Origin of the sequence: Microbulbifer sp. MI-G (assembly GCF_030440425.1) — a bacterium.
Taxonomy (GTDB): Bacteria; Pseudomonadota; Gammaproteobacteria; order Pseudomonadales; family Cellvibrionaceae; genus Microbulbifer; species Microbulbifer spongiae.
This window is the reverse complement of record NZ_CP098023.1, coordinates 486539-507437: the sequence shown is the minus strand read 5'-3', so window position 1 is coordinate 507437 and position 20899 is coordinate 486539. Positions and strand designations below refer to the sequence as shown.

The 20899-nt window shown below is 57.2% G+C and carries 20 protein-coding genes; 11 read left to right on the top strand and 9 right to left on the bottom strand.

Going from position 1 to position 20899, the window contains the following annotated elements:
- Nucleotides 1-266: 266 nt before the first annotated feature.
- The 5 genes from M8T91_RS02080 to M8T91_RS02060 form a co-directional block, all read right to left on the bottom strand.
- Nucleotides 267-698, bottom strand: coding sequence for a hypothetical protein (locus tag M8T91_RS02080; protein WP_301416359.1), 432 nt, complete (start codon nucleotides 696-698; stop codon nucleotides 267-269).
- Nucleotides 699-1234: 536 nt separating this feature from the next.
- A complete protein-coding gene (locus M8T91_RS02075) occupies nucleotides 1235-1504 on the bottom strand; it encodes a hypothetical protein (RefSeq protein WP_301416357.1) in 270 nt (89 codons plus the stop codon).
- A gap of 826 nt (nucleotides 1505-2330) precedes the next feature.
- Nucleotides 2331-2663 carry a hypothetical protein gene (locus M8T91_RS02070; protein WP_301416355.1) on the bottom strand — a complete coding sequence of 111 codons (333 nt, stop codon included), beginning with the start codon at nucleotides 2661-2663 and terminating at the stop codon, nucleotides 2331-2333.
- A 23-nt stretch (nucleotides 2664-2686) separates the two neighbouring features.
- The gene (locus M8T91_RS02065) at nucleotides 2687-3088 is read right to left on the bottom strand and encodes a GFA family protein (RefSeq protein ID WP_301416353.1); all 402 of its coding nucleotides are present in this window, start codon (nucleotides 3086-3088) and stop codon (nucleotides 2687-2689) included.
- 366 nt (nucleotides 3089-3454) lie between these two features.
- Nucleotides 3455-4756, bottom strand: a complete 1302-nt coding sequence (locus M8T91_RS02060) for an amidohydrolase (RefSeq protein WP_301416351.1) — start codon at nucleotides 4754-4756, stop codon at nucleotides 3455-3457.
- A 411-nt stretch (nucleotides 4757-5167) separates the two neighbouring features.
- Between M8T91_RS02060 and M8T91_RS02055 the strand changes: the two genes are divergently transcribed.
- The 10 genes from M8T91_RS02055 (at nucleotide 5168) to M8T91_RS02010 (ending at nucleotide 16648) form a co-directional block, all read left to right on the top strand.
- The gene (locus tag M8T91_RS02055; RefSeq protein ID WP_301416349.1) at nucleotides 5168-5902 is read left to right on the top strand and encodes a DUF2189 domain-containing protein; all 735 of its coding nucleotides are present in this window, start codon (nucleotides 5168-5170) and stop codon (nucleotides 5900-5902) included.
- A gap of 27 nt (nucleotides 5903-5929) precedes the next feature.
- Entirely contained in the window at nucleotides 5930-6613 is a 684-nt protein-coding gene (locus tag M8T91_RS02050) for an RDD family protein (protein ID WP_301416347.1), read from the top strand.
- A gap of 6 nt (nucleotides 6614-6619) precedes the next feature.
- Complete coding sequence (locus tag M8T91_RS02045; RefSeq protein ID WP_301416345.1) at nucleotides 6620-7591, top strand: stage II sporulation protein M; 972 nt, start codon at nucleotides 6620-6622, stop codon at nucleotides 7589-7591.
- A complete protein-coding gene (locus tag M8T91_RS02040; protein ID WP_301416342.1) occupies nucleotides 7581-9164 on the top strand; it encodes a hypothetical protein in 1584 nt (527 codons plus the stop codon). The genes M8T91_RS02045 and M8T91_RS02040 overlap by 11 nt, the downstream gene beginning before the upstream one ends.
- Nucleotides 9154-10476, top strand: a complete 1323-nt coding sequence (locus M8T91_RS02035) for a DUF4350 domain-containing protein (protein WP_301416340.1) — start codon at nucleotides 9154-9156, stop codon at nucleotides 10474-10476. Before M8T91_RS02040 ends, M8T91_RS02035 begins: the two co-directional genes overlap by 11 nt.
- A complete protein-coding gene (locus tag M8T91_RS02030) occupies nucleotides 10473-11477 on the top strand; it encodes an AAA family ATPase (RefSeq protein ID WP_301416338.1) in 1005 nt (334 codons plus the stop codon). The genes M8T91_RS02035 and M8T91_RS02030 overlap by 4 nt, the downstream gene beginning before the upstream one ends.
- Nucleotides 11474-12871, top strand: coding sequence for a DUF58 domain-containing protein (locus M8T91_RS02025; protein ID WP_301416336.1), 1398 nt, complete (start codon nucleotides 11474-11476; stop codon nucleotides 12869-12871). The genes M8T91_RS02030 and M8T91_RS02025 overlap by 4 nt, the downstream gene beginning before the upstream one ends.
- Before the next feature lie 113 nt (nucleotides 12872-12984).
- A complete protein-coding gene (locus M8T91_RS02020; protein ID WP_301416335.1) occupies nucleotides 12985-13602 on the top strand; it encodes a 2OG-Fe(II) oxygenase in 618 nt (205 codons plus the stop codon).
- Nucleotides 13603-13810: 208 nt separating this feature from the next.
- Nucleotides 13811-14275, top strand: a complete 465-nt coding sequence (locus M8T91_RS02015; protein ID WP_301416334.1) for a hypothetical protein — start codon at nucleotides 13811-13813, stop codon at nucleotides 14273-14275.
- A 198-nt stretch (nucleotides 14276-14473) separates the two neighbouring features.
- Nucleotides 14474-16648: a TonB-dependent copper receptor gene (locus M8T91_RS02010; protein ID WP_301416332.1), complete on the top strand. Its 2175-nt coding sequence runs from the start codon at nucleotides 14474-14476 to the stop codon at nucleotides 16646-16648.
- Nucleotides 16649-16701: 53 nt separating this feature from the next.
- On the opposite strand, the gene M8T91_RS02005 is transcribed toward M8T91_RS02010, so the two are convergent.
- The 4 genes from M8T91_RS02005 to cysK form a co-directional block, all read right to left on the bottom strand.
- Entirely contained in the window at nucleotides 16702-17325 is a 624-nt protein-coding gene (locus M8T91_RS02005) for an outer membrane beta-barrel protein (protein ID WP_301416330.1), read from the bottom strand.
- Between the two features lie 50 nt (nucleotides 17326-17375).
- Entirely contained in the window at nucleotides 17376-17633 is a 258-nt protein-coding gene (locus M8T91_RS02000) for a type II toxin-antitoxin system HicB family antitoxin (RefSeq protein ID WP_301416328.1), read from the bottom strand.
- Between the two features lie 578 nt (nucleotides 17634-18211).
- Nucleotides 18212-19051 carry a 3'(2'),5'-bisphosphate nucleotidase CysQ gene (cysQ, locus tag M8T91_RS01995; protein ID WP_301416327.1) on the bottom strand — a complete coding sequence of 280 codons (840 nt, stop codon included), beginning with the start codon at nucleotides 19049-19051 and terminating at the stop codon, nucleotides 18212-18214.
- A gap of 37 nt (nucleotides 19052-19088) precedes the next feature.
- Complete coding sequence (gene cysK, locus M8T91_RS01990; protein WP_301416325.1) at nucleotides 19089-20006, bottom strand: cysteine synthase A; 918 nt, start codon at nucleotides 20004-20006, stop codon at nucleotides 19089-19091.
- 195 nt (nucleotides 20007-20201) lie between these two features.
- On the opposite strand from cysK, the gene M8T91_RS01985 reads away from it, so the two are divergent.
- A complete protein-coding gene (locus M8T91_RS01985; RefSeq protein ID WP_301416323.1) occupies nucleotides 20202-20873 on the top strand; it encodes a lysoplasmalogenase in 672 nt (223 codons plus the stop codon).
- Nucleotides 20874-20899: the final 26 nt, after the last annotated feature.

Genomic DNA, 20899 nt, shown 5'->3' with positions numbered 1-20899 from the left:
CATTTTGTTTAGAAGATTTTTAGTGATTTATAATGCTCACTTTCAGGTAACACTGCATCAATATCGCATTTTGGATACAGTGCGATTCTTCCTGGGCCTCATGGGCAGTCCTCTGGCTCATCTATCCAGTCAGTAATTTCGGGAGAAGGAAAAATACTGAGACAATGAACACAGCCACAAAGTTTACTCTTTAATATGACTTCTTGATGCCAGCAACACTTGCTATGCATTTGCTTAAGATTGAAGTTCATATTACCACTCAACGCTTAAAGCACTGGCGCAGCTTTACCACCTGCAGTGCCTTTACTTGTTAGCACGGCCCTAGTTTTGGCAATAGCATCACTAGCTTGTTTTACGTGCCACTCCTTACCGAGGCCATAAAGAACTACCATTTTCCCGAGGCCAGCCTCACCGCCACGGCACCAACCTAATTTCACTTGAACAAGGTTTTCTTGGCTGCCCTTTAGAGTCTCATATACCTTTATGCGGATTATTCTTTCCGCCCCACGCACTAGATAGCTTTCTTGCTCTTTACTTAACACTCGATTGTCTAGCTCAGGAATAGATATGCTAGACACTCTGCCAATATAAACTTCTTTGGAATTCTCAGCCCACTGTTCTGGGGTCCAGTTTAGCTCCTGACATGCAAGTACACTCTGAGCAATGAGAATTAGTAAAAGGGTCACTAATATTTTCATTTCTACTTTTACAGCTCTAACATTTAGATATTGATCACCATGATCAGGACTTCTAAATTATTTTCATGCCAAACTATTAAAAAATTACTGTAAGTCAATCCGGCACGACAGATTAGTACGATCTAACCATCTGGAATAACGACCACAATGACCAGTATCCCAAAAAACACCAATAAATGTAACCCATTGTATTTATTGGTTTTTAGGAGGGAAAAGCCTTTACTGCGAATCTAACAGCCACGGTGACCGAAATTCCGGCTCCTACCTGGTCATATTGCCCGGGGAACTGCACCAGGATGCGGATGGGCGTATCGCCTGGGTATCCTTCCTCTTGTCTGTTGACACCGCTTTCCGGAACAACCCGGCAACGCCGTGTGCCGCGATCAAGCCTTACTGATTACTTACAAGGGCACCAGTGCGGAGCAGAAAAGCACTGGCTTGCCGTTTCGGCTGCGCTTACCTCCCCGCCGTGACAGCACAGGAAGGTAAGCGTTGGCGGTGCTGCTCGGGGCTGTACCGACTTTCCAGGTGCCCGCTCAGGGCTCCGGCTTCTTATCGGGGCGCGGCTTGAATGGTCTGATGATGGCTGGAGGCTGATCGATTGGGCCCTCCTCCAGTGCACAGGCTTCGTCCGGCGCCCAGGTCTCATCCAACCACTGCAGGAGGCGCACGGCGCGCATCACCCGGTTGCCCCTGCCGGGCGCAATATGCAGGTCTATCGCGTTCTCTTTGATGGCGACCAGGGTGAAGGTGAAATAATCCCCCAGCTCCACCGGCTGAAACAATCGACAGGGTAATATAGGCATTTTTATAGGCTCCTTGACTCGCCTGTGACGGAAAGGTGTAGAAAAAACACAGCGCTTTGTGCGGTTTCTCCCGCCGCAGGCGTGATCCTTGTGGGAAAAAAGCAAAGGGAAATTTGTCGGTTGGGTACGCAGCCAGAGAGGCGGTGCGCGGCTGAAGTAAAAGACCACACCAATCATCACGCAACGCCACAGCACACTCCGCCGCCGGGGGCAGGAGTGACCCGGAATGCATGCCTTCAAAAAGACCTTTATTGAAGACGAACGAGTGTATGGCGTATCATTCAAGACAGCCTCGCTAGATAGGTTATGTATCTATTGGGGTTAGCCATCCCTTGGTGTTGCTGCACCGAGGGGTGGCGTTTTTCTATCATTTACGCGGTCATGATGCGGCCTTTTTTGTTTATGTGTTTTGCGTATGAATTTCCCGCGAGGGCTGCCGTTACGGGGCACTCGCGGGGTAGAAAATGATCGTTGCGGTATTGGTTATCTATTTATTATTCTTTGACATTTATTATTCTTTGACTGCGCCGGTGAAGCGGCTGGGCACTAGGGCAGCAGACCTACGGTATGCGCTTTTTGCAAATACTGCAATCAATCTGAAGCTTTAGGCGACACCAAGTTGCGTTGCCTCCGGCTGCGTAGCCATTTGCGGTATACCAGGGCATCGGCAATTCATTCCCAGGGCGTTCAAGGCTTGTGTTGGAGGGGATATCCGGATGACATTGCATCACCGCAACGGCGTGTTTGAATCCACCGCCGTATCTGGACCCGCACATACAGTGGTGAAGGGAATGTGGGCTGGGAACTCGCCTTTACCCGAGCATCACTATTTTCTGATGACCCCATCGCCGAGTTTTGCACTTAGCCCGTCAATAGACTGTTGAATATCCATCAATACCGGATTGGATTTAGAAGGGTTTCTTATCTCTTCCCCCCTAAACCCAAACTTTGAATCCAGATATCCCAACACCAGTGAAAAACACACAAAAACAACCAGTATAACTGGCACTGAAAGTACCGAATTATTAAAAACAAAGTATCTTAAGGGGTTATCGCCCAAAGATTTGATAAACACAAAGATAATCATTAAGAATTGCGTAGGGCGTCCAGCCCAGCCATAGTTGCGATTGCGCCACCAATTGTTATGTGCCCACCCCATACGCATTCATTATTTTTTCTACCCTAGGGCTTATAATTTTCGATATGTTGCTTCCCTGAGTCACCGATTTCCTCCCACGAGGCTTTTGAATGCACATACAAATGATGGGCGACCCGCAGATTCTCGCAACCCGAAGTCAATGTACCAACGGGTAGATACATACTTTCTGCATCGTTTTCTCCTGGAACAGCAGTGCCACAAACTTGACAAAAATACGTATGCCATTCGTGCCCCGGCTTTGACCAGTAGCTTATTTGGTCTTGCCCTTTGATCCAGGCGAGGGCTTTATTCGCTACCACTGCCACCGCTATACCACCGCTACCTGTAGAGCGCCTGCAAATAGAACAGTGGCAGACAAAAACGTCAGAGATCCCGGCATCAACTGTAAAGCTTACCGCTCCGCAGTTGCATTCACCTTGTACCATATCGTTGTCTCCATGATGTGATGCTCTAACACTTATTAGGAGTTTGTGTCCCTGAAACCGCGAGCCAAATCCCCGTCGACCCGCTTAAATAAACCGCCAGAATTACTTGTCAATGCAATCCTGAATAGAGCTAAAAAAGTGGTCAGTTGCCCGTATGCTTCGCACTTTTTTGATAAACACTGCCAGGACAAAAATTACGGCTTCAAACCCTATCCCATTAATTACGAAGATGCGAGAGTCATAAGCGCAAGATGCCCCATCAGGGAGGCAGTGATCCAGCAGCTCGACAAGTTGGAATCGACCTCTCCGTAGAGGTCCAGGGGCTTTATCCTGTTTTTCCAACCTGCCATTCAAAAGACCCTTTGATTACTGCTTGCGATAGTTCGCCATATAATCCAGGGTCAGCAGGGTCAGCGCTTCGGTGCCCTGGCGCAGTGCGCTTTCATCCACATAAAACAAGGGTGAATGATTGCTGGGCGCCTTGCTCGGGTCCTCGCCCTGCGGGGTTATGCCGAGGAAATAGAAAAAGCCGGGCACTGCATTGGCAAAGTAGGAAAAATCCTCCGCACCGGTAATTTTGGGAACCTCGATCACCTTTTCTTTACCGGCCACGGACCTGAGCACCGGCAGGGCCATTTGCGTGAGTTCTGCATTGTTTATCGTCACCGGGTACCCTTCGAGGATATCCACTTCGGCCACGGCCCCGGAACTCTCCGCAACCAGTTCAGCGGTGGTTTTCAGGCGCTTGAAAATTTCCGCGCGGTTATTCATGTCAAAGTTGCGGATGGTGCCGTTTAAGTACACGCTGTCGGGAATAATATTGTTGCGCACGCCGCCGTCGATCCGGCCATAGGAAATCACCGCCGGTTCCTTGGTGATGTCGATCTGGCGGCTGACAATAGCCTGAGTGCCCATCACCACCTGCGCGGCGGCAACAATGGGGTCAACCCCGCCCCAGGGGCGCGAACCGTGGGTCTGGCGGCCGGTAATGGTGATGCGGAACTCGTCAGCGGCGGCCATCAGCGGACCCGAACGGTAACCAAAAACCCCAGCGGGCAGAGAAGAGGTCACGTGCTGGCCGAAAGCCACATCCGGCTGGTATTTTTTGAACAGGCCCTCTTTCAGCATCAACTCGGCCCCGCCTTCCTCGCCATCCGGCGCACCCTCTTCGGCGGGCTGGAAAATAAACAATACATTACCGGCCAACTGGTCGCGGAGATTGGCCAGGACTTCGGCAGCACCCATCAGCATCGCCACATGGGTGTCGTGACCACAGGCGTGCATAACGCCCACCTCCCTGCCCTGATAGGTGCTGCGCACCTTGGACGCGAAGGGAACATCCGTTCTCTCGGTGACCGGCAGGGCATCCATATCCGCGCGCAGCGCCACGGTAGGGCCGGGCCTGCTCCCCTTTAACAGACCGATAACGCCGGTGTGAGCCACCCCGCTCTCGGTTTCCATGCCCAGGGACTGGAGGTGCTGTTCGATGTATTTTGCCGTTTCAAATTCCCGGTTGCCCAACTCCGGGTTCCGGTGCAGATGCCGGCGCCATTCGATCACCCTGGACTCGGTCTGTTGCAACAGCTGTTGGGGATCGCTGCCTGCGGCGATCGCATGGGCGGCCAGTAGCGAAGCGCCGATGGCCAGGGGCAGAAACAGTTTTTTCACGGCATCTTTCCTTTATTCTCGTCAACGTTATCGCCACTTATTCTACCCCCCCTGCGCCCAAAGCCTCTATCCCTATTCACTGGGCCGGTCAATAGGTTGACCGGTTGATGGCCGCCTTTTCACAGCGCTGTGCGCTGATTTATCGTAGAATTTCTCTTTAGGGTACGCTCTTCAAACATCCTGAATGGTTATTATTTAACCATATCTTATCGAGACCCTTGGCCATTGCGGGGGGCTATCCCGATGATGGAGCCCCGTGTTGGCAATTATTCACTCCCATGAACGGACTGGGAACTTCTACAACCTGCTGATGTGCTGGCGCGACATTGTTCCTCGATCCCGGCTGTGAGATATTCGTATCGGGACTCTGGACGCTCCAACACTAAAGACATAACGAGGATATTCACAAGCATGAGCGATATGTATAAAGCCCCCCAAGCAGAGCTGACCAACGGGGAAGAACACGGCGATTTCGGCTCTGTTGAAAAGGGGATTGCCGGGGATTATTCGTTTTCCATCAGCGAGACCGTCAGTGAGGGCTGGCGTCTTTCAAAGGGTAAAAAACGCACAGTCTGGCTGGGCATATTGTTGTATGTGATTGCACTCATTGCCATCACTGTGGTTGCAGGCTTTATCACCGGGGTCTTCACAGCGGAAGGTGATGCCTCCTTCACCCAAGAGCTCATTTACAACCTGATCACGACGATTATCGGGTTTCCCCTCGCCGCCGGAATGACAATGATCGGAATAAAGATTGCCCGAGGGGAAGACACCTCCGGCACAGAGGTACTGGCTTATTTCGATAAGATTGTCCCTCTGGTTATTGTCAATTTCCTGATGGCCATCTTTATTTTTATCGGACTTCTCCTGCTTGTTCTCCCGGGGATCTACCTGATGGTTGCCTATCTATTTGCCATCCCTCTGGTGGTCGATCAAAACCTGGGACCCTGGCAGGCCCTGGAAGCCTCGCGCAAGGCAGTGACAAAGCGCTGGTTTAGTTTCCTCGGCTTTTTGATCTTGCTCCTTTTGATAGGGCTTGCCGGCTTCTTAGCGGTGTTAATAGGTATGATCTGGGCCCTGCCGCTCTTGTTTATCGCGATTGGCGTCGCCTATCGCAAAGTTTTTGGCAGTCCCCACAGGGCATAGACCCTCCGACCTGACAGGAGCGCAGGCTTGCTGGATACCACCTATCACGTCGAAACCCCCGAAGGGATCGATCTGCATGCGCGGGCTGCAGGGCCTGTCCCGCGCATCCTCGCCTATGCGGTGGATGTGTTGTATCGCACCCTGGTACTCATAGCGCTGGGCATTGGTCTGGCCGTTGCCGACACTGCCGGTATCGGCATCTGGCTGGTCTGCTCCTTCCTGCTGGAGTGGTTCTACCCGGTGTTCTTTGAAGTGCTGCGCGGCGGCCAGACACCGGGGAAAAAAGCCTTCGGCCTGATGGTGGTGAATGACAACCTGACCCCCATTTCCTGGGGAGCCTCCCTGGTGCGCAACCTGCTGCGCTTTGCCGACTTCCTGCCCTTCGCCTATGCCACCGGTGTGATCGCCATGACCCTCGGGCGGCACTTCCAGCGCCTCGGCGATCTGGCCGCAGGCACTCTGGTGGTCTACCGGGAGGCCGACAAAGCGCCGGTCGCCCTGCCGGACAGCACCCCACTGCCGCCACCGCGCAACCTGAAACGACAGGACCAGCAGGCCCTGGTCAGTCTGTTTGAGCGCCACGACGACTTGAGTGAAGCGCGCCAACAGGAACTGGCCAATTTACTCGAGCCCATTACCCAAAAGAGAGACAGCGCCGCGCTGGGTTATCTGCGCTCGGTGGCCAGTTGGCTGCTGGGTGGCCGAGAATAACGAGTTATGCGACAGAGAGATTTCGAGAACCGCTATCGCGATAGTTGGGCACAATTGGAGACCTGGTTAAAAGGGGGTGGAAAAAATGCGGATCCAGCCACACTGGACCTACCCGCAGCCTATCGCAACCTGTGCCAGCAGCTGGCAGTGGCCAAGGAGCGGCAATACACCAGCCGCCTGATCGATCACCTCAACCAGCTGGTGATGGCAGCCCACCACCGGGTCTATCGCCAGCAGACCCTGCGTCGCAGGGGCTGGCTGCACTACCTGCTGGCAGGCTTTCCCCAAGCGGTGCGGGCCAATGGCCGCGCTGTGGCACTGGCCAGCGCCCTGTTTTTGTTACCGGCTCTGGTGATGGGCATCGGCACCTACAACAACGATGCACTGATTTACGCCGTGATGTCTCCGGCAGACGTACTCTCACTGGAGTCCATGTATGACCCCGGCAACCGCGTACTGGGCCGCGAGCGCGGCTCGGACACCGACCTGGCCATGTTCGGCTTCTATATCAAGAACAATATCGGCATCGCTTTCCGCACTTTTGCCGGTGGCATACTGTTTGGCCTCGGCTCCATTTTTTTTCTGGTTTTCAATGGCGTCTACCTCGGTGCGGTTTTTGGCCACATAACACGCGTCGGGTTTGTCTCTACGTTTTATCCCTTTGTGATTGGCCACGGCGCTTTTGAGTTGACCGCCATTGTCCTGGCCGGTGCTGCCGGCCTGTTGCTCGGGCGCTCTCTGGTGGACCCGGGGCAGCACCGGCGCTCGATAGCCCTGCGCCTGGCCAGTGTCGAGGCAATGAAAATCATGTATGGCACTTTTCTGATGCTGGTGATTGCCGCCTTCCTCGAGGCCTTCTGGTCTTCCAGCGCCGCCACTCCGATCAGTATCAAACTCGGTGTCGGCGGCCTGCTGTGGCTCGTGGTTTTCGCTTACTTCGCCCTGGCCGGGCGGCGGGAGGCCACAGGTGCACATTGAAAACCTGACCGTGCGCGCGCGCCTGCGCTCGCCCTGGGAGTCCATCGACCTGGGTACGGCCCTGGCACGACAATACTGGTTGCCCCTGTTTTTGGTGTGGCTGCTGCCTGCGGCCTTGCTGCTGGCCTCCCTCGCCTGGCTGCTGCCCGAACATCCCGGTTGGTCACTGTTTGCCGTATGGTGGTTGAAACCGGTGTTTGACCGCCTGCCACTGTTTATGATCAGCCGCGCCCTGTTCGGGGCGCCGGTATCGGCCCTGGCCGCATTAAAGCAGTTTTTCGCACAGAACCGCCGCGACTGGCTGGCCTGGATTACCCTGCGCCGCCTGAACCCCACCCGCTCTTTCGATATGCCGGTCACCGTGTTGGAGCAATCCAGTGGCGCTGTGCGCAGCGCACGTCTCGGCGTACTGCACCGAAAACATGCCAGCGCCGCCACCTGGCTGACCCTGACGGGAATCCACCTGGAGGGGCTGTTCCTGATCGCTGCATTTATCCTGATCTACCTGTTTATTCCCGAGCAGGTGGCCGCCAACATCGACTGGCTGCCAATACTCAGGAACGACACCCTGGGGCTGGAATGGCTCTCCAACGTACTCTACCTGTTTATCATGGCGGCAGTGGCCCCGTTTTATATCGTCTCCGGTTTCTGTTTGTACATCGGCCGGCGCATTGAGTTGGAGGGCTGGGATATCGAACTCCAGTTCCGCGACCTGGCCGAGCGCCACCAGCGCAGGCAGCAACCGCCCCGGCGCGGCGTGGCCGGAGGCTCTGGCACCGTCACGCTACTCCTGCTTTTTGCCCTCTTCTTCAGCCCCCTCGCCCCGGCACCGGAAAGCAGGGCGGATGCGCTGGAAACACCACAACAAGCACAGCAGCACATCGATGAAATTCTCGCGGGTGAAGACTTCCACCAAATAGAGCAGATCAACGGCTGGCGCCTGAAGGGATGGGAAAGCAAAGAGCAGAAAATTCCCGAGTGGCTGATCCAATTCATTGAGTGGTTGTTTAGCCCTTCCCTCGATACCGATGATGCGTCCGATTCCAACTGGGGAGCCGTCATTGCCGGGTTAATCGAGATCCTGTTATGGATTGGGGTGATTGCAGGGCTGATCTACCTGGGCTGGCGCCACCACGACACCATCCTGAAGCATCTGCGCTGGCAGCCCAGATCCAAGCCCAAAGCTGCCGTCCCGGAAACCCTGTTCGGACTTGATATACGCCAGTCGAGCCTGCCCGACGATGTGTGCGCAGAAGTACAACGCCTGTGGCAAGCCGGAGAAAAGCGCGCCAGTCTCGGCCTGCTGTATCGCGCTACCCTGTCCCACCTGATCGAGGACTTCCAGTTTCAATTCGGCGATCACCTGACTGAAAGTGAGTGTGCCCGGTTGGTGCACAGGCGCTCGCGGGAGCCCGCGGAACACCTGCCCCCGGTCACGGTTCCATTGAGCCGGTTTGTACAACAGCTCACTACCGATTGGCAGCAACTGGCCTACGCCCATCGCAATCCGATCGACGCGCGGATACACGCATTGTGCCAGGAATGGCAGGAGGTATTCCGCAATGACCGTTAAACGCCTGCTGATCGGCGGCTCGCTGCTGTTCTGTGCACTGTTGGTATGGGGGTTTTTGACCTTTTTCGAGCGTTATACCGAAGAGCGGGATCGCGGTTGGGGCCCGGAGGCACGACGCAATCGGTTCCTGGCAGCGGAACAATACCTGGCCGCTGTGGGGCTGGAACCCCGCCGGGCGGAGAATCTTTCTGTAGTCAACGGGCTCTCTGCGGACGCCACCCTGTTTATTGCCAGTTCTTCTCTGGTCTACAACCCGCAGCGGGTGGCGGAACTGCTGGACTGGGTACAGAGCGGTGGCCATGCCATTGTGGTGGCGCGCACCGAGGGCTTTGATGTTGAGGAGCAGCGCAGTGAAGCGCGCGACTGGCTGCTGGAAGCACTGAATGTCTCCATTATGCAGGGGCACGAGGAGTACGACTTCGCCCAACCCCTGCAGCAACTGCTCGGTGAAGATGCCGAACTGGGCCCGCAGCAGAGCCCCGGCGAGGCCCTGCGCGAGTACAACCGCAGGATTGGTAAAGACGACTCCACACAGAAAGAGGCGCAAGCTGAAATCGCTCGGGAGAAGCCCCGCAACCCGGAAGTGGAGCCACAGGATCTGGTCAGCCTGACCTCGGACAGTGGTGTGGAGTTCCAGTTGCATTTCAATGCCAGCCACCTGCTTTACCATCCCGGACTCGACGACAATACTGTCGCCGATGCACCGGTATTCTGGGCCAGGGTATGGCGCGACGACGAAGCCGTGCCCTTTATGCAATTTGAACGGGGCAGCGGTGTCATTACCCTGCTGACCGATAGCGAGATCTGGCACTCTCAGCGTATCGGACACTTCGATCATGCCTATTTCCTGCAACTGCTGGCCGGTAACGGCGAGTTTGTCTTCCTGACCCGGCCGCGTTTCGAATCGCTCAGTTACCTGGCGCGCAAATACGCCGCAGAGGGCTTCTTTGCCGGTGCTCTGGCCCTGCTCGGCTGGTTGTTGCTGCGCGCGCGCCGATTCGGTCCCCTGCAACCGGCCCCGGAAGCCAAGCGCCGCTCCCTGCTGGAGCATATCTCCGCCTGTGGCCACTACTACTGGCAACAGGACCACTGCGAACAGCTACTGCGCGGCCAGCGCGCCGAACTGTTGCGCCGACTCAGCGCCACTGACGCCGACCCCGGATCCCGGCACAAGCTGGCTGAGAGGCTGAGTGCCGCAACAGGTCTCAGCGAACACGACATCATCGCCAGCCTGTGGGGAATACCGGCGGCCAGCGAAGAATCCTTTACTGAACACATGCGCACCCTGCAGCGAATCGAGGCAGTCCTATGAGCGATACCATCCTTCAACCAGAACAGCAAACCCACCACAACACGCCGGACTGGCAGGCCGCCTGTGCCCAATTGCAGTTGCTGCGCAACAATATCAACCGCCTGCTGATTGGCCAGGAACAAGTTGTCGACCAGGTTCTGGTAGCCCTGCTGGCCTCGGGCCACGTGCTCCTGGAGGGTGTGCCCGGCCTCGGCAAAACCCTGTTGGTGCGCACCCTGGCCAATTGTTTTGGTGGCAGCTTTCGCCGCATCCAGTTCACCCCGGACCTGATGCCGGCGGATGTTACCGGTCACGCCATGTACAACATGGGCGAGAGCCGTTTCGAGGTACGCCGCGGCCCGGTCTTCACCAACCTGCTGCTGGCAGACGAAATCAACCGCGCCCCGGCCAAAACCCAGGCGGCGCTGCTGGAAGTGATGCAGGAAAAGCAGGTCACTATTGACGGCGAGGCACTCTCAGTACCCAATCCCTTTATGGTGCTCGCCACCCAGAACCCTATTGAACAGGAAGGCACCTACCCGCTGCCGGAGGCGGAACTCGACCGCTTCCTGCTCAAGGTCCTGATCGACTACCCCAGCCTGGAAGCGGAGCGGCAACTGGCTGCCGCCGCCAGCAGCGGCCGCATCGAACAGCACCTGCAGGCAAAACCGGCTGGCGAAATCACCATCGAGCAGCTGCAGCAACTACAGGCGCTGATACCCCAGGTCGCCCTGGACCAGCAGGTGCTGGACTACGCCGTGCGGTTGGTTCGAGCCACCCGCGAGGCCACCCAACTGCGCAGCCCGGCGGGCCCGCGCGCCAGTATCGGCCTGCTGCAGGCGGCCCGTGCCAGCGCCCTGTTGCAGGACCGGGCCTTCGTTCTGCCCGACGATATCAAAGCCATGGCGATTCCGGTAATGCGCCACCGCGTGAGCCTGTCCCCGGATATGGAGATCGACGGAGAAACCGCAGACAGCGCCCTGACACAGATTCTCGACAGTGTTGAGGCACCGCGACTGTGACCCAAAGCGCTGCCGCCACAGAGATGCAAGCCACTCCGATCCAGAACGGCCGCCCAGGACCCAGCCAACGCCTGGTAAAACTGCTCGGTTACTGGTGCCTGGCAGCCCTGGCAATCAGCAGCGCGCGCATCTGGTTGCCCGCAGCCACAGGGCTGCTCGAGGCAGCCTGGTGGACAGGCGGGATTCTGCTGATCGGCGCGGCCCTGCTGGATTTCCTGACCGGTCGCCGTATTACCGACCTTGCGGGCGAACGCCGCTTGCCGGGCAATCTGGCGCTTGGCGTGCGCAACTGTACCCGCTTAACTCTGCGCAACAGTGGTCCGCGCTTGCTGCAGCTCTCCGTCTGCGACAGTGTGCCGCAGCAACTGGCAAGCACCTGGCTACCATGCCGGGCACAGTTGCAGCCGGGGCAGGAAGTCTCTATTGAATACACCCTGGTGCCGCACCGCCGCGGCAGTGCCAATTTCGGTCGAATAGAGATCCTCGCCGACTCCCCCTGGGGCCTGTGGCAAACCCGCGCCTGGCTGGGACAGGAGCAATCGGTAAAGGTCTACCCCAATTTCCTCGGCATCTCCTCACTGCAGGCGCTCTCCACCGAACAGACCCTGCGCAGGCTGGGCCTGCACCAGCAACAGCGTCGCGGAGAAGGCATGGACTTTCGCCAGCTGCGCGAGTACCGCCGGGGTGACAGTCAGCGTCAGGTAGATTGGCGTGCCAGTTCGCGCTTGCGCAAATTAATCAGCCGTGAATACCAGGACGAACGCGACCAGGAAATTCTCTATATGCTCGATTGCGGTCGACGCATGCGCGCCAAGGACGGAAAGCTGAGCCATTTCGACCACGCCCTCAACGGCCTGTTACTGTCCGCCTATGTAGCGATTAAACAGGGGGATGCTGTGGGTCTGCAGGCCTTTGCCGCCGGACATGACAGTTCCGGCGGACAGCTGCCGCCAGTGAAAGGGGAAAGTGCCATCAACCTGCTGTTGAATAATGTCTACGATTTGCATTCCGGAACCGGCAGCGCGGACTACAGCGGCGCAGCCCAGCAACTGCTGAGCCAGCACAAGCGCCGCAGCCTGGTGATCCTGATTACCAACCTGCGCGACGAGGACAGCGAGGAACTGCTCGCAGCAGTGGGCCTGCTCACCCGCAGCCACCTGGTGATGGTGGCGAGCCTGCGGGAAACAGCCGTGGACCACTTGGTACAGCAGCGGATCGGGGATTTTGCCGGTGCGGTGGATTACGCCGCGGCAAGGGATTTTTTGCACAGGCGCACGCGATTGCTGCAGCAACTGCAGGCACATAACGTGCTGGTGGTGGACTCGCGCCCGGAAAGCCTGCACCAGGCCCTGATTGAAGCCTACTGGTGCTTGAAACGCAGCGGTAGACTCTAACCGGTCCACTCTCGTCGGAAGAGGACACAATTTTGATGCAATTTGTACCATCTCGGAGATAATAGAGGTGATATAAAGGAAGTGTTCCACAGTACAGGGAGAGTTGCCCGATCATGTCCCAACTTGCTATTGACCGGCTGCATGCCGCTGAGGTGCAATCCGCTCCATTCCCGCACTTTTATCTGGAGCAGTCCCTGCCCCCGGATGAGGCCACCACCCTGATTCGAAGTTTTCCTTCACTGCACAAGGGCGGCAGCTTCAATATTGAGGATGTCAAGACCAGCGAACCGCTGCGCCGCTTTGTGGAGCAGTTCGACAGCGCGGAGGTACGACAAATTCTCGGGGAGAAGTTTCAACTGGACCTCACCGACAAACCGATGATGGCCACCCTGCGCGGTTATTCCCGGGCCAAGGATGGGCGTATCCACACCGATTCCAAAAGCAAACTGATCACCGTGCTGGTCTACCTGAATGAAACCTGGCCGGCACCCACCGGGCGGCTGCGTATCCTGCGCAGTGGTGACGACATGGAAGACTATGCCAATGAATTACTGCCCGGCCCCGGTGCACTGGTCGCTTTTAAGGTGACCAATAATTGCTGGCACGGCTACCGCAGCTTCAAAGGCAAACGGCAATCGATCCAGATCAATTTTCTCACCGGCGACCGGGCGAAAAGCAAGCACCAGTTTTTTCACGGTATCAGTGCCCGCATAAAATCGCTTTTCCGGTAAGTTTTTCGACTACACTTTCTCCGCAGTGCACAGTGCGATACACCCGGAAACCTGACAGGCGCAAGGCGGTGCACAAGACATCACTGCCTGTACGGGCAAGAAGGCAACCCCGCAGTGAGAGTGGCACTGTTTCCTCGCCAGCCACTACTCTGGGGCCATTCAGGGTTGGCGGATAACAATGGACACCCGACAAGCAGCTGCGTAAGTTATGCGTCCCAGGCACACCATTCAAAGCTGTTCACACCTTCCCCGGTGGCAGGCACTGCTGCTTTTAGGGGTCTTTCTCAGCGTTCGCGGTCTGGTTCCCACGGGATTTATGCCTGCGTCCCTTGCCGCGGGGACACCCTACGGTCTCTGCCACGGCGACAGCCGCAGTGCCCTGCTGCTCACTGTGTTAACCGGCCCTGCTGGCGAACACCATCACAGCGGACATGATCACGATACACTGACCGCCCACTCCTTTGCCGACACTCACTGTGCCTACTCTGCCGTTGCCGGTGTTGCCAGCACCCCGGCCACGGTATCGGATATCCTATCCGGTGGGGTCTCAAGCCCACCTACAATTCCCAGGGTCAGGATTGTGCTGCCCGGCCTGTTCGAGCGCCCCCTTATCCGCGCCCCACCCCAGGGAGCCTTTCCCTTTACACAACTCGCTGCACTTCTACTGTTGTAGTGATTCCCCGAGCCGCAAAGCGCGCTAACGCTGCCCAACCGGGCAGCAGGTACTTTGTACCCATGCGCCAGCGCCTCCCAGGTACAAGTCCCCCGGCTGGCTCATGCGCTCAATCGGGAATCTCTGCACGCCATTGATTGACTGGCGACGCGCCTACGACTGCGCCTGAAAACGCCACCTAAAAATGGATAAGTCAACATGCCAAGATCGACTAAAGACACCACAAAAGAAGAAATTGCCAACACATTGAAGGGTAAAGCCCGCCTGCGGATTCCCCTAAGCCTCATTATGCTTGCCGGCTGGGCCTGCCCCGCCAGCCTCCTCGCCAACGCGGATGAAATGGAGGAGATGGTTGTCACGGGTGTAAGGACCGAACTGCCCCTCAACCTGGTCACCGATCCCAAACTGCCGCGCCAGCCGCTGCCCGCCAATGACGGTGCTGACTATTTGAAAACCATCCCCGGGTTTTCGGTGGTGCGCAAAGGCGGCACCAGCGGCGATCCGCTGTTGCGCGGTATGGGCGGCTCGCGCCTGGGGCTGTTGCTGGACGGCGAGTCCATCGTGGGCAGCGGCTCCGGCCGTATGGACCCGCCCACCGCCTATTTATTTCCCGAGAGCCTGGATGAGATCGAAGTGATCAAGGGCCCTCAGACAGTGCTGTACGGACCGGGCAATTCCACGGGTGTGGTGTTGTTCAAGCAGCTGCGGGAACGCCCCACCGAGAGTACATGGGATATGCATGCGAGCCTGCTTGGCGGCAGCGCCGAGCGCACAGACGGTCTGTTCGATATCGCTTACAAATCACCGGTATTTTCCCTGCGCAGCTCGGCGGCCAGCGCCACTGCAAACGACTATAAGGATGGCGACGGCAATCACATCCACTCCCAATACACACGCTGGAACGGTAAGGCCAGCCTGGCCTGGACACCGGATAGTAATACCCACCTGGAGCTGGGCAGCACTTTTAGCGATGGCGAAGCCGCTTTTGCCGATCGCGGTCTCGACGGTACGAAATTTGCCCGGGAGAGTTACAGGGCAAGCTATTTCCGCAGGAGTCTCGGCGATTTGCTCAATACCATCGAGTTGCAGGGCTACTTCACTTACATCGACCACGTGATGGACAACAACAGTCTGCGCGCACTCTCCGCGATGCCCGGTAGACCAATCGCCATGAACTTGGACAGTGAAACCTATGGCGCAAAGCTGAGCCTGCTGTTCACACCCCTGGACACTGTGGAACTGACGACCGGCCTGGACACCCGCAACAGCCGCCACAGCAGTCGCATGAGCATGAATCAGAATCAGGTGGACTACCGCCGGTTGCCCAGGAAAGAGGATGCGGAGTTTTCACAGGTGGGGATTTTTTCTGAAGCCCGATGGCAGTGGTCCTCTGACCAACGCTGGATCGCCGGCGCCAGGCTGGACGACTGGAAAGTACGCGACCTGCGCAAGGCGATTTCGCTGGCTGGAATGTCTTCGGTGGATAATCCCACCGCCGGTGTCACTCGCAAGGAACTGCTGCACAGTGGCTTTTTGCGCTACGAACACTCATGGCAAAACGCTCCCGCATCATCGACCACCGTGTTTGCGGGACTGGGCTACAGCGAGCGCTCGCCGGATTACTGGGAAATCTTCGTACGGGAAGCCGAGGACTCCTTCAGTGCCCTGGATATCAATGCAGAAAAAACCACCCAGTTGGATGTCGGCGTTATCTATGACGGCGAAAACGCCTCCGCCAGCCTCTCCATTTTTGCCAACGATATCCGCGACTACCTGATAGTCCAGACCGGTTACCGGAAACCAGCAATCCCCTCTGATAGCCACTCCATGTCATCCATGGGCGAATCAGTGCCCATGGGGGCCCCCATGGACACCACCCGCACCACCATGGTGGTGCGCAATATCCAGGCGCGTTCCTGGGGGCTGGAACTGGATGCCAGCTATCAACTGGCAGACAGCTGGCGCACCATCTTCACTCTCACATCGGTACGCGGAGCCAACGACAGCGACAACACCACCCTGGCACAACTGCCTCCCCTGGAAGCGCGTCTGGGTCTTTATTACGAGATCCCCCAATGGTCGGCAGGTTTGCTGTGGCGGGCCATCGCCAGCCAGGATCGCGTGGATATCGGCAAAGGCACTATTATCGGTCAGGATTTTGGCCCAACCGACTCTGCCGATGTCGTGTCGATCAATGCCGGGTGGCGCCCCAACACCAACCTGCTGCTTACCGCCGGCATCGACAACCTGCTGAATAAAAGCTACGCAGAACATGTCAGCCGCGCCGGCGCGGGGATTGCGAATTTCCCACAGTTAACCCGTGTCAATGAACCCGGCCGCACCCTGTGGCTCAAAGGTATTTACCGCCTTTAGGCTACCCGCACGCCCGCCAGTGCAACCACTGGCGGGCACCTATGCCGACACACCTAAAACCGGTAGGAGAAGTTGACGGTGAGTGTACGCAGGTGGCCCAAATCCACCCGGTGAACGGAGCCGATATTGTTATAATTGTATTCAATAGAGGTATCAAAATCCCGCGTCCACATAAAGCGGTAACCGATTCCCAAATTCCAGAAACTGTCACTGCCGCTGGGGTTGAGCAGATGGATATAGCGGCCATCGTAATACCAGTTTTCCACAGGGTAGTGCCAGTCCTTCTTCCTGTGGTACCAGTAGCCGTGCTTGCGGACATCGTTGAGGTCGATATCGGCATAGTTCCAGCCGACCATCCAGTAAAGGCACTGTACATAGCAATTCAGGGTAAAATCCACCTTGAAGTTCAACCCTACCTGGTTGACCCTTATGTGGCTGTCGTCAAAGCGCGAACCGCGCAACTCCACCTGCCAGACACCCACTGCCGGGGTAATGCCCACGCTGGCATAAGCGAAAAAATCCCGGTTGTTATTGATCCGTAGTTCCCCATTGCCCAGACCGAGGGTCGCGATAACCCGGTACTCACCGGTGCGTATACCCTCGAAGGGATTATTCCACTCCAGGGCATTCACCGTGGCGGGCAGCAACAGGGCCAGGGCACCCAAAGTTCTCTTCATCACAGTCGCCCTTGCACAGATCCCATCCATTGCCCGCCGGCCCACAAACCCTAGGCACTCGCCACATCGATAATGGCCCAGATACCACCGGCAAATGCCGGGTTTTCCCGCAGGGTATCCACCGCCTGTGGCCTGGGCATTGGCTGCCCGGCCAGGCGCAGGTCCTCTAGGCGCTGAAACATGGTTTCCGCCATTTTTTGCAAGGTGTCATCCAGAGTTTCAGCATGGCAATGACAATGCGGCAGGTCCGGTGCTATGGCACCAAAGCCGGCATGTTCAATATTGTGGAGCACGACCGGATAGCGCATTGGAAAATACCCTTGTATATTCACTTTCCAAAGGGTAGACGGGTTTCAATTGCGGGGACACAATCTGGTAAGAAAATCCACAGGTTCGCCGCAGGGATACATTCCCCCGGGTGCTTACAGGCATCCGCTCACTTTCACCGCTCCATCGACTGCACAGATCCCCGGTAGAAAATGTTTCCGTGCACGGGTACTGCAAATACCTTTAAAAAACCTCCGGCGATGATAATTCACGGTCAACACAGGCTCTGGAAAGGCAATGGCCACACTGTTGGGCAGCTGGGTTTCCCGACGTTTTCCAATGACAGCTGGCGGTAATCACCACCGTGTGCTCCCGGCAACAGACGGTATGACAATCCCCCTCGCCTGCGTCCGTTGCATGATCGCACTCCCGCGTTTTGGATCGCCGATGCACACCGGCAGGCACCATCCCCGTGCAGCGATCGGGGGGAACAGAGGATTCACGGATTTGGGTATCGCCATAGCGTGCAGCGCAGTCAGACCGCGGTTGGGACTTTTACCGGCACAACGGGGGGTTCGCGGTGGACACCCCCGCCGCCAACGGGCGGGGCTGGGCAACCCTAGTGCACCGGGGGGTCGGTCACGAGCAAATCCCGCCAGTCGAAAGACTTATCGCCGATCACAAAGAAAAACGGGTTGAGCAGTGAGTCCTTGCGATTGTAACGCAGCAGTCGGAACTGGTCGTCGACTACAACACCACCGGCGGCCTCGACCACTGCCTGGGCTGCGGCGGTATCCCACTCGCAAGTGGGCGCCAGTCGCGGGTAGAGGTCCGCGGCACCTTCTGCCACCAGGCACAATTTCAGGGAGCTGCCCATATTTTTACATTCGACAGTGCCCAGCCTGGACTCGATACGCTCCACCAGTTGATCTACCACGCCAGCGCCATGGCTGCGGCTGGCCACCAGTGCCACGGGCTCACCGGACTCCAGGCGAGGCCCAAGTGAGCGCACATGGATTGCCACATCACCGGACGCCGTGCGCTTAAAAGCGCCAATGTCACTGCAACCGGCATAGGTGATCCCCAGAACCGGCACATGTACCACACCCATCACCGGCTTGCCATTTTCAACAAGTGCCACATTCACGGTAAATTCTCCGGTGCGGCGAATAAACTCCTTGGTACCGTCGAGAGGGTCGACAATCCAATAGCGTTGCCACTGGCTGCGCTCTGCAAAAGGGGGGATGGCCTGCTCCTCCGACAGTACCGGCACGCCTTCGAGGATCTGTGCCAGGGCCGGGGCCAGGACCTTATGTGCGGCCAGGTCTGCCGCTGTTACCGGTGAATCATCCGGCTTGGTGTCCACTTGCAGCTCGGCACTGCTGTGATAGATATCCAGGATTGCCGCACCAGCATCGGTGCAGATAGCAATCACCTGTTCCAATATCGCCTTGTCCATGCAAGCTCCTTACTCTGACTGCGCGCTATTATAGGCCTCAGGCGGAGAAAAGATCTTTAACGGACAGGTAGCGCTCGCCGCTATCGTAACTGAACACCAATACGCGACTGCCGGGAGCAAACTCCCCTTCGCGCCGTTTCAACGCGGCCAGGCTGGCGCCGGAGGAGATACCCACAAAAATGCCCTCCTTTACAGCACACTGGCGTGTCAGTTCGAAGCTGTCCTCCTCACTCACCAGAATGGTGCCGTCGAGAACTTCGGTGTTGAGTACCTCCGGAATAAAGCCGGCACCAATTCCCTGCAAACGATGCAACCCCTTCTCACCCCCACTGATCACCGGGGATTTTTCCGGCTCCACCGCATACACCTGCAATTTGGGAAAGGCCATCTTCAGCACTTCGCCGCAACCGGTGATATGCCCGCCGGTACCGACCCCAGTGATCAGATAGTCGAGCCCGTCGGGAAAATCCGTCAGAATTTCCCTGGCGGTGGTTTCCCGGTGTACCTGGGCATTGGCGCGGTTACTAAACTGCTGGGGCATCCAGCTATTATCATGCTGCGCTCTGAGCGCTTCGGCCTGCTCAATAGCGCCACCCATGCCCCGTTCCCTGGGTGTAAGCACCAGCTCCGCACCCATCGCCTTCATCACCTGGCGGCGCTCCAGGGACATGGACTCCGGCATGGTGAGAATCAGGCGGTAGCCCTTTACCGCTGCCACCATCGCCAGGCCGATCCCGGTGTTGCCGGAGGTCGGCTCAATAATAATGCCACCGGGGCGCAGGGCACCGCGACGCTCCGCATCCTCGATCATGGCGAGGGCAATACGATCCTTGATACTGCTGCCCGGGTTAAAACGCTCCACTTTCATCCACACCTCGATATCGGGGCGGAACAGATGGTTGATTCTTACATGCGGGGTATTGCCAATGGTTTCGAGAATATTCGCTGCTTTCATCGATAAAGCTCTCCATCAATTGGGTGTCCGCAGGCGAGCGGCCTGCCTGGACAAGGGTTTTCTGTTGGGGAATAGTAACCCAAGAGGATAATTGGCCGGGGCGCGCGGGCCAGAATCCAAACCTGGCGGTAAAGCGGACCAGCGCCCCGGACAACAGTACAAATGCGAGATAACAATCACAACCAGGGTATCACCATGCCATCCAAAGTTCTCCCCAACACCCCTGCGGCACAACCGCAGCACTTTTTGCCCGCCGCGTTTATCGGCACTGCTGCGCTTTTTATATTGCTGGAGGGCCTCGGTATCCAAGGACTGTGGATGGCCTCCCTCAAAGCTTTGCCTATCGCCATCCTGGGGGCCATCGCCCTGCGCCAGCTGCGGGGACCTACCCGCGCCCTGACCCTGGCGGCACTGGCGTTCTCGGCACTCGGTGATGTCCTGCTGGAGATGGATTTTCCCAATCAGTTTATTGCTGGACTCGGTGCCTTTTTGCTGGCTCAGCTGATTTATGCCGGCAACTTCCTGCGCAGCGCCGACTTTCGCAACCGGCGCAGTCTGTTGCGTGCCGTCCCTGTACTGGTCGCCGCATTCCTGCTGGCACGCCTGATCCTTCCCGCAAGTGCGGATCTGGCGCCGGCAGTGCTGTTGTACCTGCTGGCCATCGTGGTTATGGCGCTGGGGGCCGCTGCCCACCGTGGGGATTCCGCCCTGCTTTTTGGCGGAGCCGTCACCTTTATGGTGTCCGATACCCTGATTGCACTGAACAGGTTTATTGCCCCCATACCCCTTGCCGATACAGCGATTATGCTCACCTATTACAGTGCACAATTTTTCATCCTGTACGGCATCCGCCGCACCCAGGCATAATGTAACCCTTGGCAGACAGGGACAGC

Coding starts and splice junctions, on each gene's coding strand:
- M8T91_RS02080 (WP_301416359.1), bottom strand. CDS start 698: ATGAAAATATTAGTGACCCTTTTACTAATTCTCATTGCTCAGAGTGTA.
- M8T91_RS02075 (WP_301416357.1), bottom strand. CDS start 1,504: ATGCCTATATTACCCTGTCGATTGTTTCAGCCGGTGGAGCTGGGGGAT.
- M8T91_RS02070 (WP_301416355.1), bottom strand. CDS start 2,663: ATGGGGTGGGCACATAACAATTGGTGGCGCAATCGCAACTATGGCTGG.
- M8T91_RS02065 (WP_301416353.1), bottom strand. CDS start 3,088: ATGGTACAAGGTGAATGCAACTGCGGAGCGGTAAGCTTTACAGTTGAT.
- M8T91_RS02055 (WP_301416349.1), top strand. CDS start 5,168: ATGAGCGATATGTATAAAGCCCCCCAAGCAGAGCTGACCAACGGGGAA.
- M8T91_RS02045 (WP_301416345.1), top strand. CDS start 6,620: ATGCGACAGAGAGATTTCGAGAACCGCTATCGCGATAGTTGGGCACAA.
- M8T91_RS02035 (WP_301416340.1), top strand. CDS start 9,154: ATGACCGTTAAACGCCTGCTGATCGGCGGCTCGCTGCTGTTCTGTGCA.
- M8T91_RS02030 (WP_301416338.1), top strand. CDS start 10,473: ATGAGCGATACCATCCTTCAACCAGAACAGCAAACCCACCACAACACG.
- M8T91_RS02020 (WP_301416335.1), top strand. CDS start 12,985: ATGTCCCAACTTGCTATTGACCGGCTGCATGCCGCTGAGGTGCAATCC.
- M8T91_RS02015 (WP_301416334.1), top strand. CDS start 13,811: ATGCGTCCCAGGCACACCATTCAAAGCTGTTCACACCTTCCCCGGTGG.
- M8T91_RS02010 (WP_301416332.1), top strand. CDS start 14,474: ATGCCAAGATCGACTAAAGACACCACAAAAGAAGAAATTGCCAACACA.
- M8T91_RS02005 (WP_301416330.1), bottom strand. CDS start 17,325: ATGAAGAGAACTTTGGGTGCCCTGGCCCTGTTGCTGCCCGCCACGGTG.
- M8T91_RS02000 (WP_301416328.1), bottom strand. CDS start 17,633: ATGCGCTATCCGGTCGTGCTCCACAATATTGAACATGCCGGCTTTGGT.
- cysQ (WP_301416327.1), bottom strand. CDS start 19,051: ATGGACAAGGCGATATTGGAACAGGTGATTGCTATCTGCACCGATGCT.
- cysK (WP_301416325.1), bottom strand. CDS start 20,006: ATGAAAGCAGCGAATATTCTCGAAACCATTGGCAATACCCCGCATGTA.
- M8T91_RS01985 (WP_301416323.1), top strand. CDS start 20,202: ATGCCATCCAAAGTTCTCCCCAACACCCCTGCGGCACAACCGCAGCAC.